Source organism: Micromonospora sp. NPDC051006, from assembly GCF_044456245.1.
GTDB lineage: Bacteria > Actinomycetota > Actinomycetes > Mycobacteriales > Micromonosporaceae > Micromonospora.
Genome location: NZ_JBITFP010000005.1, coordinates 82556 through 96954 on the forward strand (window position 1 = coordinate 82556; position 14399 = coordinate 96954).

A 14399-nucleotide genomic window follows, 5' to 3' on the forward strand; every position below is an offset into this window, starting at 1 on the left:
GAGTCCAATGCGGCACGGAGTCGCGCGTTTCGTCACGGGCTTCCTGGCCCTACCCGTCGCGCTGTACCTCTTCTACGTGGTGTGGCCGTTCGCGCAGGCGGCGGGATACTCGCTGACCGACTGGGGTGGATACTCGGACACCCAGAACTTCGTCGGTCTGGACAACTACGTCCGGCTGCTGTCGGACGAGTTGATCAGGAAGGCCTTCTGGCACAACGTGTTCTTCCTGATCACCGTGCCGCTGTTCACCATCGCGCTGGCCCTGTTCCTCGCGTTCCTGCTCAATGTGGGCGGACGCGAGGACAGGGCCGGCATCCGGGGTGTGTTCGGCTCCGGGATCTACAAGGTCATTTTCTTCTTCCCGCAGGTGCTGTCGCTGGTGGTCATCGCCGTGATGTGGCAGCAGATCTACCGCAGCGACGGTCAGGGCCTGATCAACGGTTTGCTGATCAAGGCCGGGCTGGTCGACGCGGACAACCCGATCGCCTTCACCGCCGACCCGGAGCCCTTCCTCGGCGTGCCGGCGGTGCTGTGGTGGCTGCTGCTGATCGCGGTCTGGAGCGGCGCCGGCTTCTACATGGTGCTCTTCTCCGCGGCGATGCAGTCCATCCCGAAGGACATCTACGAGGCGGCGCTGCTCGACGGGGCGAGCCGCTTCCACACCTTCTTCCGGATCACGCTGCCGCTGCTGCGGGACACCGTCTCGGTGGCCTGGGTCTACCTCGGCTTCATCGCACTGGACATGTACGCCCTGGTCTTCGTGATGACGCCCAGCCAGGGCGGGCCCAACCACGCCAGTGAGATCTTCGCGTCGGTGCTCAACTTCACCGCGTTCCAGAAGGGCCAGTTCGGCTACGCCTGCGCGATGGGCGTCGCCCTGGCGATCTTCACGATCCTGCTCGCTGCGGCGCAGCTGCGGATCACCCGTCGCGACCGTATCGAGTACTGAGGAGGCTGGACGATGAGCACTGCGACCCATGGTGGTCTGACCCGGCCCGATCAGAGCCCGGAGACCGGATCCGCCCCCGCACCGCGCGGCGGTGTCCGCACCGCGATCGGTGGCAAGATCTTCAACGGCTTCTCCCACGTGTTCCTGGTGGTCTGGGCCGTGATGGTGATCTACCCGCTGCTGTGGGTGGTGATGTCGGCGCTGAAGAGCGACTCGGAGGTCATCCGGGAGCCGCTCTCCCTCATCCCCGCGAAGCTGAACTGGGACAACTTCGCCCGGGCCTGGGGCGCGGGGCACCTCGGGTCCTTCTTCCTCAACACCCTGTTGGTGCTGGCCGGCAGCGTCACCCTCACCATGCTGCTCGGTTCGATGGCGGCGTACGCGCTGGCCCGCTACGAGTTCCGGGGCAACCGGCTGATCTACTACATGTTCCTCTCCGGTCTCACCCTGCCGATCTACCTTGCCGCGGTGCCGCTGTTCAAGGGCGTCTACAACACGGGCGTGGCCCTGCCGCTGCTCGGCCCGAACAAGCACGTCATGCTGATCATGGTCTACGTGGCCTGGTCGCTGTCGTTCACGGTCTTCTTCATGCACTCGTTCTTCCGGACGCTGCCCACGACCATCGCCGAGGCGGCGATGGTCGACGGAGCGTCGCACAGCCGGCTCTTCTTCAGCGTGATGCTGCCGATGGCCAAGCCCGGTCTGATCAGCATCGGCATCTTCAACGTGCTGGGCCAGTGGAACCAGTGGTACCTGCCGACCCTGCTCATGCAGTCGGTGGCGGGGGAGCCGAAGAACCAGGTGATCGCCCAGGGTCTGATCGAGCTCTCGGTCAACCAGGGCTACAAGTCCGACTGGTCCGGCCTCTTCGCCGGCGTCACCATGGCCATGCTGCCGGTGCTCATCGTCTACATCGTCTTCCAGCGCCAGGTCCAGTCCGGCCTGACCGCCGGCGTGGGCAAGTAGACCCAGGTTCCGACCGCGCGCCGCCCTCAGGTCGACGGAGGGCGGCGCGCGGCTTTCCGGCGAGGCGGGCTCCGTTGACGGCCCCGATAGATTGATGGCTGCCGTGCATCCATGAGGGTCTGTGGAGGAAGCCTTGGCCAGCGACTCGACCGGTCTGCCCGAGACCGTCAAGGCGGCCGACTTCGTGACCGACCTGGCCCGCCAGGCGACCCTGCGGCTCGCCCCGGCCGAAGCGGCCGTCTTCGACGAGGTCGCCGCGGCCTGGCGGTCGGGCGCTGCGAGCCGGCGGGCGCCGGGCGGCGGCGTCGGGTTCGGCATCGAGGAGACGCTGGTCAGCGCCGTGATCCTGCAGGTGGTGTCGCAGTGCCTCGCCGAGGTGCTGGGGCTGGGTGTCGGCACCGTGCGCTCGCGGTGGCGGCGGTGGCGCGAGCGCCGGTCCGCTGCGATCGGTCCCCGGTTGGCCACCGTCGAGACGCCCGCGATCGACGGGAAGATCGTCGTGACCGCGGCCCAGGCGGCCCGGCTGCGGGAGGTCGCCCGACACCACGCCACGGTCCTCGGTCTGCCCGGGCCCGAGGCCGAGGTGCTCGCCGACGCGATGGTCGGCGCCGTCCGCGTCCTCGGCGAGCCGGAACCACCGGGCGATGACGGCGCCTGATCCCGGCGCTCCCGCCGAGCGCCCGAGGCCACTGCTCTGGCTGTACGGCCTGATCGCGCTCACCCTGCTCAGCGTCGGTCAGGCACTGGGCTACTGGTTCTTCTTCGGCATGGAACGGCTCGTCGTGCCGTACGAGACGACCTCCCTCCGTTGCCGGGCGCTGTACGGGCGACCGGCCGCGACGCCCTCCACCTCGGCGTACGACAGCTGTATGGCCGGGCAGCTCCGGACCGTGGGCTACGTCCTCCTCGGCGGGGCGCTCCTGCTGGTGGCCTGTGCCCTGCTCCTCGCGGTGCTCGTACCCCGGTGGGACCAGCGTCGGCTGCGCCGGCACGGACGCTTCGACCTGCCACCGGCCGACCAGCGCTTCGCCGACCTGTGCCGGCGCAACGGCCTGACCGGCCGGCGCGCGCCCCGGCTGTGGGTGGCCGGCCCCGCGGTACGGCACGCGTTCACCACCGCCCTGCCGGGCCGGCGGCCGACCATCGTCGTGCCGGCGCGGCTGGCGCTCGAGCCCGGCGCCCGGTTCGACGCCGTGGTCACCCACGAGATCGGGCACGTGCTGGCGCGCGACGTCACCTGGGTGTCGGTCGTACGTGGGCTGTTGTGGCTTCTCGTGCCGGTGGCCGTCGTCGCCAGCGTGCCGGCCTTCAACCGGATCGGCTACTCCGCCCGCAACGCGACCGTCCTGCTGGAGGTGAGCCTGCTGGCGGTGGTCATGGCGGTGCTCACGGTGGCCCTGCTGCGGCTGCGTGAACATCAGGCCGACCGGTACGCCGCACGCGGCGGCGCCGAGACGGAATTGAGCATGATCTTCGGTAGGGCCGCCGAATCGACCGTCCGACCCGAGCGCAGCCGCATCGGTGCGGCGCTGCGCCGTCTGCTGTCCCGCCACCCGGATCCGGCTCGGCGACTGCTCGCGCTGCACGACGAGCGTACGTTCGAGGGCGGGTTCGCCCAGGCGCTGGCGGTCGGTTTCGTGGCCGTGATGGCCATGGGCACCGTCACGACCCTGGCCATGATGATCAAACCCGGGCTTTACGCCTGGGGGCAGGCCGTGATCGTCACCGCGGTCGGCGCCGCCGTCCTGACCCTGCTGCTCCCGTCGCTGTTCCGGCGCGCCCGCGAACGTGCCGCGCCTCCGTGGTGGCGGCCGGTGACCGGAACGGCCGCCGGGATGGCGCTCGCCGCGGTCGTCTCGCCGGTCGTCAGCGCGCCCGGGATGGTCGCGTACCCCGCGACCGAGTCGCGGCACGCCGCAGCCGCGGTGGCGATGCTCGCGCTGGCCGGCGCCGGGGTGTGCGCCGTCGCCGTCGGCCTGGCCACCCTGGCCGCCCGCGGTGAGCGGCCCACCGCACCTCGCGTGGGGCTCACCGCGGCCGGGCTGGTCGCGTTCGCCGGGACCTGGCCGGTCGCGATGGCCGCCGGGCTGGTGGAGCTTCCCGACGCCCTGCGGTCCTGGTGGGCGTACGGACTGATCCGCAATGCCTGGCCGGCCCTGGCGGTGGCGCTGTTCCTGGTCGCACTGGTGCTGCTCCGCGGGCAATCCCGGCACGGGGCACGGCCCGACCCTGACCGGTACCTTCCCTGGCTGGTGGCCTTCGCCGCGGCCGTCGTCGCGAGCATCGCCGCGATCCTGGTCACCGCGGAGCGGGCTGACCTCGCCGAGCAGGTGCAGGCCCAGCAGCAGCGGTGGTGGATCTGCGTCACCGCCGGTCTCGTGGTGCTGGCTGTCACCGCACTGGTGGCCCCCGGGCCGTACGCCTGGGCGCGGGGCGTCCTCGCCGCCACCGCGGCCACGGTCGGGGCCACCGCGGCGTACCACGGCTATGCCCGCCTGGCCGGGCGTCCGGCCGAGCCGGACGCCTCGGTCTTCGATCTCGGGGTGGCCCCGGTCTGGCTCTTCTACGGCACGGTGCTGCTGGCGCCGGTGCTCGTGCCACTGGCCGGCCGGTCCGCTGACGGTCCGGCGCGACGCTGGTCCTGGGTGTCCGCCTCGGCCTCGACGGTGGCCGCCACGGTGCTCGCCGTCCTGCTGGTCGTCTCGGTCGGCGTCCCGGGCGGCACCGCGCTGAACGCCCGGCAGATCGAGGTGGCGCTGCTCGCCGAGCGGTACGCCCCGGCCCGGCGGGTCCTCACCGACGCCCAGGCGGAGCGCGTCGCGCAGGCTGCCGTCCTGGTGCTGCCGCCCACCTGGAGCCGGCTCGACAACAGCCCGGTCGGCGACGGCATCGTGTCACCGCGCAGCCTCATCTCCGAGCGGGACTGCGAGCCGCTGATCAGGGAGCGGTTCCTCGCACTCGGCGCGCCGCACCTGAGGGCGACCGGCACGCGGACCTTCAGCAGCGAGGCCGGGGAGAGTCTGCGTTACACCGACCTGACCATCACCGTCTACTCGTACGACCGGGTGCTCGCCGAGACGATCCTCGGCGCCGCCCGCGACGCTCGCCTGACCTGCTCCGCGTTCGCACTCGGCGAGCCGCCGAACGCGCTGGACTTCACCGTCGAGCAGGCCGACCCACCCGGGATCGGGGAGTGGAGCTGGCGCTACGACGCCCCGATGCGCCGCGCGGAGGTCACCGGCAGCAACGCGTACGCCATGATCGCGGCGGGAAACACGATCATCGTGGTGCACATGCTGGCGTTGCAGGAGCCGCTCGACGAGCAACTGCTGCGGCGGGTGCTCGCCAACGCGCTGGACGCGCTGCTCCATCCGCTCTGAGCCGCACGACGGCCGTCGTCCGAGGTGTGACGCAGGCCGCAGCGGCGCCGGCGAACTCTCCGGCCACCCCGGCATCCTGATTGCGTGAACACCATGAGCGAGAAGCTGACCCCCGCGCTGGCCGAGGCGTCCGAGGCCGATTTTATGTACGCGTACGAGACGGGCGCGCCGCCGGTGGCTCGGGAGCGGCTCGGGATGTCCGCCGACCGGATCGGCGGCGGGGTGGTCCTCTCGATGCGCAACGACCCGGTCTCCTACTGGAGCAAGGCGCTCGGGTTCGGCTTCACCGAGCCGGTCACCCGCGAGCTGGTGGACCGGATCGTCGCGTTCTACCGGGCCGAGGGCACCCCCGAGGCGGTGATCCAGATCGCACCGTCGGCGCTGCCCCCGGAGTGGGACGACATCCGCACCGCGTACGGGATCGAACCGACGACGTCCTGGGTGAAGCTGGCGGCCCCGATCGAGCAGCTCCGGCCGGGCACCGGCACCCGGCTGCGGGTCGGCCCGGTGGGGGAGCACGACGCCGCCGAGTGGGCGCAGGTGCTCCTGCGCGGCTTCGGCATGCCGACCGAGGGGCTCGCCGAGATGCTGACGGCGAGCGTCGCGCATCCCCAGTTCCACCCGTACGGCGTGTGGAACGGCTCCGACCTGGTCGCCGGCGCGAACCTCTTCGTGCACGGCCCGGTCGGCTCACTCAACTCCGGTGCGACGCTGCCGAGTCACCGCAAGCTCGGGGCGCAGTCGGCGCTGATCGCGGCCCGCACAGAGGCGGCGCGGGCCGCCGGCTGCCGGTGGCTGGTCGCGGAGACGGGCCGCCCTGCGGAGGGCGCGACGAACCAGTCCCTGGTCAACCTGGAGCGCGCCGGCCTGCGCGTGCAGTACGTCCGGCAGAACTGGCGGTGGCGGGCCGACACCGACCCCACGTCGGCCGGCTGACGCGCCGCCGCTGCGGCGGCGGGCCGGCATGTCGGTGGCCCGAGGCAGAATCACGTCTGTGCTGGTGGCGGTGGTGGCGAGTGAGAGCGGCAGCGGCGGCGTGCTGCAGCCGCTCGACGCTGCCGGCCGCCCCGCCGGCCCGCCCGAGCCGGTGGCCGACCTGCCCGCCGCGGTCGCCGCCCGGGAGCGCGCCGAGCACCCCCGCTGGGTCTGGGCCTCCGGGGCCACCAGCTACCCAGGGCTGCTGCGCGCCGGGGTCCGGGTCGACCGGTGCCACGACGTGGAGCTGACCGAGGCGCTGCTGCTCGGTCACGCCGGCCGCTGGGGCGAGCCGCGCTCGCCGGCCGCCGCCTGGGCCCGGCTGACCGGCCGGTCGGTGCCGCCCGACCCGCCGCCGCGCCCGGCCGAGCCGCCCGGCCTCGGCCAGGGTGCGCTCTTCGACACCCCGTCCGGCCCGCCGGGGCTGGGCATCGAGGCCCTGGCCCAGGTGTACGCCGACCAGCTCACCCGGATCGCCGGCGCCGAGCACCCCGGCCGGTTCCGGCTGCTGGTCGCCGCCGAGTCGGCCGGCGCCCTGATCGCGGTCGAGATGGCCGCCGCCGGCCTGCCCTGGCGCGTCGACGTACACGACGCGATCCTCGCCGACCTGCTCGGCGAGGCGTCCCCGGTCGGCGGCCCACCGCGCCGGCTGGCCGAGCTGGCCGCCCGCATCGCCGACGCGTTCGGGGTGCGTCAACTGCACGCCGACTCCCCGGCCGAGCTGCTGCGCGCCTTCGCCCGGGCCGGGGTGGAGCTGCCCAACACCCGGGCCTGGGTGCTGCGCGGGGTGGACCACCCGGCGGTGCCGCTGGTGCTGGAATACAAGGAGCTCTACCGGATCTGGACGGCACACGGCTGGTCCTGGCGCGAGCAGTGGGTGCGCGACGGCCGCTTCCGGGCGGAGTACGTTCCGGGCGGGGTGGTCTCCGGCCGCTGGGCCACCCGTGGTGGTGGCGCGTTGCAGATCCCCAAGGTGATCCGGCGGGCCGTGGTGGCCGACCCGGGCTGGCGGTTCGTCGTCGCCGACGCCGGTCAGCTGGAGCCGCGGGTGCTCGCCGCGGTCTCCGGCGACGCCCGGCTCGCCGCGGCCGGCGGCGCCGGCGACCTCTACGCCGCACTGGCCGAGGACTCGTTCGGCGGCGACCGGCCCCGGGCCAAGGTGGCCCTGCTCGGCGCGATGTACGGCCAGACCGGTGGGGCCGCGGTGCCCGCGCTGGCGGTGCTGAAGCGCAGCTACCCGACCGCGTTTGGCTACGTCGAGGCGGCGGCGCGCACCGGCGAGGCGGGCGGCCTGGTCCGCTCCTGGCTCGGGCGGACCTGCCCGCCGGGCTCGGCGGGGTTCGCCGATCCGGGTGACGGCGCACCCGATCCGGACGGTGCGGCCGACCCGCACGGGCCGAGGGCGCGGGCCGCCCGCTCCCGCGGCCGGTTCACCCGTAATTTCGTCATCCAGGCCACCGCCGCCGAGTGGGCCTCGACCCTGCTCGCCACGCTCCGGGCAGAGTTGGCCGGCACCGACGCCGAGCTGGTCTTCTTTCAGCACGACGAGGTGGTCGTGCACGCTCCGGCCGAGCAGGCCGACGCGGTCGCGGCGGCGGTCAACCGCTCCGGCGAGCGCGCCGCCGCGCTGCTCTTCGGCGACACCCCGGTCCGCTTCCCGCTCGACGTGTCCATCGTCGACTGCTACGCCGACGCGACCTGATCCGGCGCGGCCGGGTCAGGAGACGGTCGACCCCGGGTTCGCCGCGTCCCATGCCCGGCGTGATCCGGCGATCGCGTCCTTGTGCGCCAGCGACCAGTCGGTCAACTGCCGGACCAGGTGGGTCAGGCTGCGGCCGCGGTCGGTCAGCTCGTAGGTCACAGTCGCCGGGACGGTCGGGAACACCGTGCGCAGCACCAGGCCGTCGCGCTCCAGGCGGCGCAGGGTCAGGGTGAGCATCCGCTGGGAGATGCCGTGGATGCTGCGTTGCAACTCGCGGAAGCGCCGGGTACCGACGGTGAGTTCGACGATCGCCAGCACCGACCACTTGTCGCCGAGGCGGTCGAGCACGTCGCGGATCCCGCAGTCCGGGTGCTCGGGCAGCCCACAGGGTTCCAGATCGGCGGTTACCGCGGTGTGGCCTGCTGACACGGAAGTGCCTCCTTGTGCCCGGTCCGGTGGTTCCCAACGATCAGGTTAGTTCCTGATCAGTACAACCGGAGAGGCTGCTCATGCTGCTGGTCACCGGTGCCTCCGGGCACCTCGGTTCGCTCATCCACGCCGGGCTGGTCGGACGAGGCCGGTCACCGTTGGCCGGTACCCGCGACCCCGCCCGGTTCGGCGCCACCGGTCGCGCCATGGACTTCGACGACCCGGCGGGCCCGGACCTGTCGGGGGTTCGGGTGCTGGTGCTCGTCTCCGCCGGCTACGGCGAGGACGACGTGGTCATCGCCCGCCACGACCGGGTCATCGCGGCTGCCGAGCGGTACGGGGTGGAACATGTCGTCTACACCAGCCTGGTCGGCGCCGGTGACCACCTGGCGTTCGCGCTGGCGCACCGGTGGACGGAGCGTCGGCTGCGGGGCAGCGCACTGGGGTGGACGATCCTGCGCAACGGGCTCTACGCCGAGTTGTTCGGGCAGCTGGCCGCGCCGGTCGATGGCGCCGTGACGGCCCCGTTCGGGACGGGCGGGTTGGCTGCGGTGGCCCGGCAGGACCTGGCCGACGCCGCCGTCCGCGTGGCCGAGGATCCGAACGCCCACCGCAACCGGGTCTACGAGCTGACCGGTCCGGTCGCGCTGACGGCGGCCGGTCTCGCCGCGGCGCTAGGGGTGCCCTATCGCCCGGTGCCGCTGGGTGAGCATCGGCGCGCCCTGGCAGGTCTGGACCTGCTGCCCTTCCAGCCGGCCATGCTCATGTCGATCCACTCGGCGACGGCGGCCGGATTCCTCGCCGGCCGGCACGCGGACCTTGCCGGTCTGCTCGGGCGGCCACCCCGCGACGCGATGCCGGTCGCGGTCGCCGCCGCGCGATTGTCGTCCTGATCGTCGGATCAGTAAGACCGGTGTATAACGGTTGCACTATTTCTCCTATTCGCACCGCCACCCATGGCTGTCCCTCCTCGTTGCAGTGTCGGTAGGACGGGACGGGCCGGAAGCGGCCCGTCCCACACTTGAGGGGGCGCAGGCTGAACCGGATCGCAGGAATGATCATCGCCGCGGGCGGGGGGCGCCGGATCGGTGGTCCCGAGGCGCTGTTGCACCAGGGGGAGAAGCCTCTGGTCGACCAGATGATCGACACGATGACCGAGGCGGGCTGCGAGCGGATCGTAGTGGTGCTCGGCGCCGCGGCCGACCAGGTACGCGAGACGGCCGACCTGGCCCGGGCCACCGTGGTGGTCAACCGGGCGTGGGGGACCGGGGTCGGCTCGTCCATCCGCGCCGGTCTGGCCGCGCTGGACGACGCGGGAATCGAGGCGGTGGTGGTGGTTCCGGTCGACATGCCGGGGCTGACCGTCGCCGCGGTACGCCGGGTCGCCGCGCTGCCGTACCCCGACGTGCTGGTCTGCGCCACCTACGACGGGCTGCGCGGCTACCCGATGCTCTTCGGCCGCCGGCACTGGTCCGGCATCGCCACCCTGGCCAGCGCCGACGTCGGCGCCCGGCCCTATCTGCTGGCGCACAAGGACCAGATCGTCGACATCGCCTGCGACTCGGTGGCCGACGGCAGCCGGATCGACTCGCCGGAGCTGATGGCGCTCTACGGGCTGACCGTGCCGCCGCAGCGGGTGGGTGTCTAGCCCTTAGCGCGCCGCCCCCACCGCGCCTGGCCGACGCGTTGGCCACGAACTCGGACCCGGGCGGGCCGCTGGCCGGTCCGATGTTGGTCCTGATCGCCGCAGTGCTGGGCGCCGTGGCGGTGCCGTTGCTGGTCGTACCCGCCGTCGTGGTCGGCGAGGTCGCGGCGCGCACCGGCGGACGCGTCCGCCGGATCCTCACCACCTGCGCCGCCGCGATGGTCCTGGCCGCGCTCTGCACGGTGGTGATCGCTCTCGCCACGGGTGTGTCGGCGGGTGGTGCCGTGCTGGCGGGCGCGGTCGGCGCGTTGGCGGTGGCGGGACCAGTGGCGGCCCACAGCGTGACGGCCGAGGGCGGCCGGCTGTTGGCGCGGGTGCTGGTCCGACGACGCAACGCCGTGCCCGCAGCCACCGGGCCGGCCCCGGGTCTGCCGTCATAACTCGCGATGGCTCGGTGGCGTCACCGGAGCTCGGCGACGGCCACGCCCGGTGGCTCGATGAAACGTGCACCTGGCTCTCGCCGCGCGGCGCGGGCCAAATCCCTTTGTCACCCGCGCCGCGGTCTGCGACGCTCGCGGCTGTGATCGACAAGCCGGGCACCGACGAGCGGTTGCTGGCGGCAGAGGTGGCCGACGCGTGGGGCCTGGCCGTCACCGGACTCGTGTTCCTCCCGATCGGGCTGGACGGGCAGGCCTGGGCCTACCGCGTCGACACGTCCGACGGCGCGCGCTACTTCCTGAAGCTGCGCCGCGGAGAGTTCACCCCGGGTGCCGTGCTGCTGCCCGGGTTCCTCCAGGCTCGAGGCGTCACGCAGGTCGTGGCGCCGATCGACCCGTCGGCCGGCGGGGCCGCTCACCGGTTCGGCGCCTACCAGTTGCTGCTCTACCCGTTCCACGACGGCGGCAGCCTGTGGCACCGCGGCCTCACCGACCGCCAGTGGATCGAGTACGGCGATTTCCTGGGTCGGCTGCACACGGTCACGCCGAGCGCGGACCTCACCGCGGCCCTGCCGGTCGAGACCTACCGGTCGACCGCCGGCGAGCGGCTACGGACGCTCGCCCCCCGGGCCGCGGCGAGCGACATCCTCGGCGCTTTCTGGCAACGGTACGGAGCGGCGCTGCATCAGCTGTCCGAAACCGTTGACGACCTCGCGTCCCGCGTGACGGGAGCGCCTCACGTCATCTGCCACGCCGACATCCATCCCGGCAACCTGCTCGCCGACGGCGACGGCCCGCTGCACGTCGTGGACTGGGACGGGCCGATCCTCGCGCCGCGTGAGCGGGACCTGATGTTCGTCTACAGCGGCGACTTCGGCGACCACCCGATCGACGCACACCGTGCCGAACTCTTCCGCGAGGGCTACGGGCCGACGGAGCCCGACCAGACGCTGCTCAGCTACTACCGCAGCGAGCGTCGCCTGGACGACGTCGCCGAGTTCCTGGCCAGCATCCTCAAGCCCGAGGCCAGTCCCGAGTCCCGCGCCAACGACCTGCACTGGCTGACCCGCATCGCCGAGGCGGTCACGGCTCGCCGGTCCTGAATCCGGGGGAGGCGGGCTAGCGCGAAGGCTTGGTAGCCGTTAGCTGCTTACGCAGGGCCCGTCGCTGGGCTGCCAGACGTTGAGCGAGGTGATCAGCGGCTGCCTTCACCAGGCGAGACGTTGCCGCGCGACGGCGTCACCACAGCTCATCAAGAGCGTGCGCTCGAGGTAGGCGATGGCCTGCATGCCCTGGAGCGAGAGCCCAGGAATGACCGAGGTCGTGCCGTCAAGTGGTCGCCGGTAGAGCGACTCGGCGCGCAGTTGCGCGGGTCGCTTACGCGGCATAGCCCTTTCGCGGGTTCGACATGCTGACCATCGTCGCATGCCCTGGGCGGAATCAGTTGCTTGGCGGGCTCTATGGGTTGCTGTCGGTTCCGGGCCCGGCGGTCGGCTCGGCGAGTTCGTCGCGCATCGCGTGGAGGAGGCGGCGGTATTCGCCCTCCGTGCCGATCGCTGCCCGACGCTCGGGGTGCGTCACATAGTGCCGGATAGCGTCCGCGATGAACCAGGCGTGGACGTTGTCGATGCGCAGCAGTCGCTGGCTCAGCACCAGGCCGCGGCGACGGACCAGCTCGGGGCGGCCATAAGAGAGGGCCAGAGTGCCTGCGCGTACCTCAGGCCGAAGCGGACAACCAGGTGCTATTGCTTCCCACGGCACGCTCACCGACCCGGTCAGCTCCCGCCACCGTAGGCCCTCAGGGCGTAAGCGGACACCCAATCCATGCCAGGCCCCAGCCAGGAGCAGACCAGACCCAGCTATCCAGGCGACCGCGAGAACCGCCTTCTCAAGCGGTAGGTCGTGCGACTTCACCGAGACGACCAGCGAGGCAACGTGCCCTGAGGCCGCAAACGTGAACAGAAGGGCGGTAGCGACTACCGGGGAGCTAGGCGGCGTGCTGAAGGACGGCCCTTCCGGCCGCACGATGAGTACCGCCGGTCGCTGCGCCAGAGAAGAGACGATCAGCAGCACCAGCGACATCACTAGGGCTGCCAGAAGCCCGAAGAACCACGAATCACCGAGGGCTTCATCGCCCACCGACCCGAACCATTGCCCTACCGGGTAGCCGGCAGACAGGGCCAGGGCAACCGCGAGGACTACCCGGCGGTGCCGGGCCATGGCGGCGAGGGACGCAGACACGCCGGCCAGAGTACGAGTCCCTCACTAGCGCCAAAGACCGCGACCACGCTGAAGGTTTGGCGGCTGGACGTGGGGGGTCGGAAAACGTGAACAGAAGGGCGGTAGCGACTACCGGGGAGCTAGGCGGCGTGCTGAAGGACGGCCCTTCCGGCCGCACGATGAGTACCGCCGGTCGCTGCGCCAGAGAAGAGACGATCAGCAGCACCAGCGACATCACTAGGGCTGCCAGAAGCCCGAAGAACCACGAATCACCGAGGGCTTCATCGCCCACCGACCCGAACCATTGCCCTACCGGGTAGCCGGCAGACAGGGCCAGGGCAACCGCGAGGACTACCCGGCGGTGCCGGGCCATGGCGGCGAGGGACGCAGACACGCCGGCCAGAGTACGAGTCCCTCACTAGCGCCAAAGACCGCGACCACGCTGAAGGTTTGGCGGCTGGACGTGGGGGGTCGGAGAGCGGGCCGTCCCGGACGTCACCGGATGAGGGTGCACCGGCTGGCAAGGGCGATCCAACCGCTCGTCGGGGGCGGCACCCAATTCGGCTGAATGGAGGTGTTCGCGGCTTGGACCGACAGCCAGATGCCGTGCGCCCTCTCGCCGAACGCCGCCCTGCTCACCGGCGGCAACCGGTGAGTGAAGACCTTCCGGGTTTTGTCGTACCGCATCCGAACCTCGCCCTGGTACTCCGCCCCAGAGACCCCGTAGCTGAGAGTGACCACCACGGCGGCGAGTTCCAGACCCGGCCCATCGACCCGGACGACCACCTCGGGCCGCTCTGGCGGGTCCGGAGGCGAACAGGAGAACGGATCCACCCGGTCCGGCGTCGCGACAATGGACCGAATCACAGGTACCGGCTGTGCCGCCGCGTCAGAGGAGGTGGTCGCCGTGGACATAGGTGCCACGGTCACCCGGGTCGGTGCCAGCGCGGGTGTGCCGGCGGGTGTGCCCTCCGCCGCTGGCGAAGGCACAGCCATCGCCGGGGTTTTACCCGGTGACCCGGCGCCGCGTCGGTCCTGGTCAAAACAGCTCGACAGGGCGGGCAGTAGGAGCAAACAGGCCGCGACGGCCACGCGCTGTCGGCTTGCCACGGCGATGATCGGCATGCGGGGAGGATAGGGCCTGGGCACATCTGTTCGTCGAACTCGGTCACAGATAGCTCAGGTGAAGCCAACCTGTAGCGCGTCAACCGGAGTGAGGCGGGCGGCTGCCGACAATGTGGATGCTCCTACTCACGTCAAACGTCGGCTACTACGCTGGCATGCCGCCGTGGGGGCTGTTGACAATCAAGCTTGCTGATCCTGGGTCCAGGTATGGGTGATCTGGGAAGTAGTCGACGTGTAGGTGGCCGCCGTCCTCGGCAGTTGCCATCGCCTCGAAGTTCGACGCGAGGATGGCCAGCGGGTCCGGAGCGCCGGAGATCTGGAGGATGCCGCCCGCGCCTGCCGAGATCAGTACCAGGCTGTTGGCTGAGGTCGAGACCTGGATCCGGGTCAGGGCGGTGCCGCCGAAGGCGTCGGTGGCGTCAGGCTCTGCAGCTTGGGTTCCACTTCCGGCCGCGACCAGCGCGGCGAGGGCGTGATACTCATCGGCGGTCCCAGAAAGGTCAACTTCACCGAACGCCGGGTACAGGAACGCCTTCATGAACTCACCGTCGGCTCGGACCTGTCGCCTGTG

At 71.7% G+C, this 14399-nt stretch carries 14 protein-coding genes; 10 read left to right on the top strand and 4 right to left on the bottom strand.

The window, feature by feature from the left end:
• Window positions 1-7 precede the first annotated feature (7 nt).
• The 6 genes from ACIBBA_RS11165 (at window position 8) to ACIBBA_RS11190 (ending at window position 7972) form a co-directional block, all read left to right on the top strand.
• The gene (locus tag ACIBBA_RS11165; protein ID WP_350872879.1) at window positions 8-949 is read left to right on the top strand and encodes a sugar ABC transporter permease; all 942 of its coding nucleotides are present in this window, start codon (window positions 8-10) and stop codon (window positions 947-949) included.
• A 12-nt stretch (window positions 950-961) separates the two neighbouring features.
• On the top strand, window positions 962-1915 hold the full coding sequence (locus ACIBBA_RS11170) for a carbohydrate ABC transporter permease (RefSeq protein WP_396696064.1): 954 nt from the start codon (window positions 962-964) through the stop codon (window positions 1913-1915).
• Window positions 1916-2036: 121 nt separating this feature from the next.
• A complete protein-coding gene (locus tag ACIBBA_RS11175) occupies window positions 2037-2573 on the top strand; it encodes a hypothetical protein (protein ID WP_396696066.1) in 537 nt (178 codons plus the stop codon).
• Entirely contained in the window at window positions 2560-5295 is a 2736-nt protein-coding gene (locus tag ACIBBA_RS11180) for a M48 family metalloprotease (protein WP_396696068.1), read from the top strand. The genes ACIBBA_RS11175 and ACIBBA_RS11180 overlap by 14 nt, the downstream gene beginning before the upstream one ends.
• 84 nt (window positions 5296-5379) lie before the next feature.
• Window positions 5380-6231, top strand: coding sequence for a hypothetical protein (locus ACIBBA_RS11185; protein ID WP_396696070.1), 852 nt, complete (start codon window positions 5380-5382; stop codon window positions 6229-6231).
• 28 nt (window positions 6232-6259) lie between these two features.
• Window positions 6260-7972 carry a bifunctional 3'-5' exonuclease/DNA polymerase gene (locus tag ACIBBA_RS11190; RefSeq protein WP_396696072.1) on the top strand — a complete coding sequence of 571 codons (1713 nt, stop codon included), beginning with the start codon at window positions 6260-6262 and terminating at the stop codon, window positions 7970-7972.
• A 15-nt stretch (window positions 7973-7987) separates the two neighbouring features.
• Here ACIBBA_RS11190 and ACIBBA_RS11195 read toward each other — a convergent pair whose 3' ends face one another.
• On the bottom strand, window positions 7988-8401 hold the full coding sequence (locus ACIBBA_RS11195) for a winged helix-turn-helix transcriptional regulator (protein WP_396696074.1): 414 nt from the start codon (window positions 8399-8401) through the stop codon (window positions 7988-7990).
• 80 nt (window positions 8402-8481) lie between these two features.
• On the opposite strand from ACIBBA_RS11195, the gene ACIBBA_RS11200 reads away from it, so the two are divergent.
• The 4 genes from ACIBBA_RS11200 (at window position 8482) to ACIBBA_RS11215 (ending at window position 11586) form a co-directional block, all read left to right on the top strand.
• Window positions 8482-9294 carry an NAD(P)H-binding protein gene (locus ACIBBA_RS11200; protein WP_396696076.1) on the top strand — a complete coding sequence of 271 codons (813 nt, stop codon included), beginning with the start codon at window positions 8482-8484 and terminating at the stop codon, window positions 9292-9294.
• A 161-nt stretch (window positions 9295-9455) separates the two neighbouring features.
• Window positions 9456-10049: an NTP transferase domain-containing protein gene (locus ACIBBA_RS11205; RefSeq protein WP_350872884.1), complete on the top strand. Its 594-nt coding sequence runs from the start codon at window positions 9456-9458 to the stop codon at window positions 10047-10049.
• Between the two features lie 38 nt (window positions 10050-10087).
• Entirely contained in the window at window positions 10088-10486 is a 399-nt protein-coding gene (locus ACIBBA_RS11210; RefSeq protein ID WP_396696078.1) for a hypothetical protein, read from the top strand.
• 140 nt (window positions 10487-10626) lie between these two features.
• Window positions 10627-11586 (top strand): phosphotransferase enzyme family protein, encoded by a 960-nt coding sequence (locus ACIBBA_RS11215; RefSeq protein WP_396696080.1) that lies wholly within the window; start codon window positions 10627-10629, stop codon window positions 11584-11586.
• 355 nt (window positions 11587-11941) lie between these two features.
• On the opposite strand, the gene ACIBBA_RS11220 is transcribed toward ACIBBA_RS11215, so the two are convergent.
• The 3 genes from ACIBBA_RS11220 to ACIBBA_RS11230 form a co-directional block, all read right to left on the bottom strand.
• A complete protein-coding gene (locus tag ACIBBA_RS11220; protein ID WP_396696082.1) occupies window positions 11942-12724 on the bottom strand; it encodes a hypothetical protein in 783 nt (260 codons plus the stop codon).
• Between the two features lie 474 nt (window positions 12725-13198).
• Window positions 13199-13828 (bottom strand): hypothetical protein, encoded by a 630-nt coding sequence (locus tag ACIBBA_RS11225; RefSeq protein WP_396696084.1) that lies wholly within the window; start codon window positions 13826-13828, stop codon window positions 13199-13201.
• A gap of 145 nt (window positions 13829-13973) precedes the next feature.
• Entirely contained in the window at window positions 13974-14366 is a 393-nt protein-coding gene (locus ACIBBA_RS11230) for a hypothetical protein (RefSeq protein ID WP_396696086.1), read from the bottom strand.
• Between the last annotated feature and the right edge of the window lie 33 nt (window positions 14367-14399).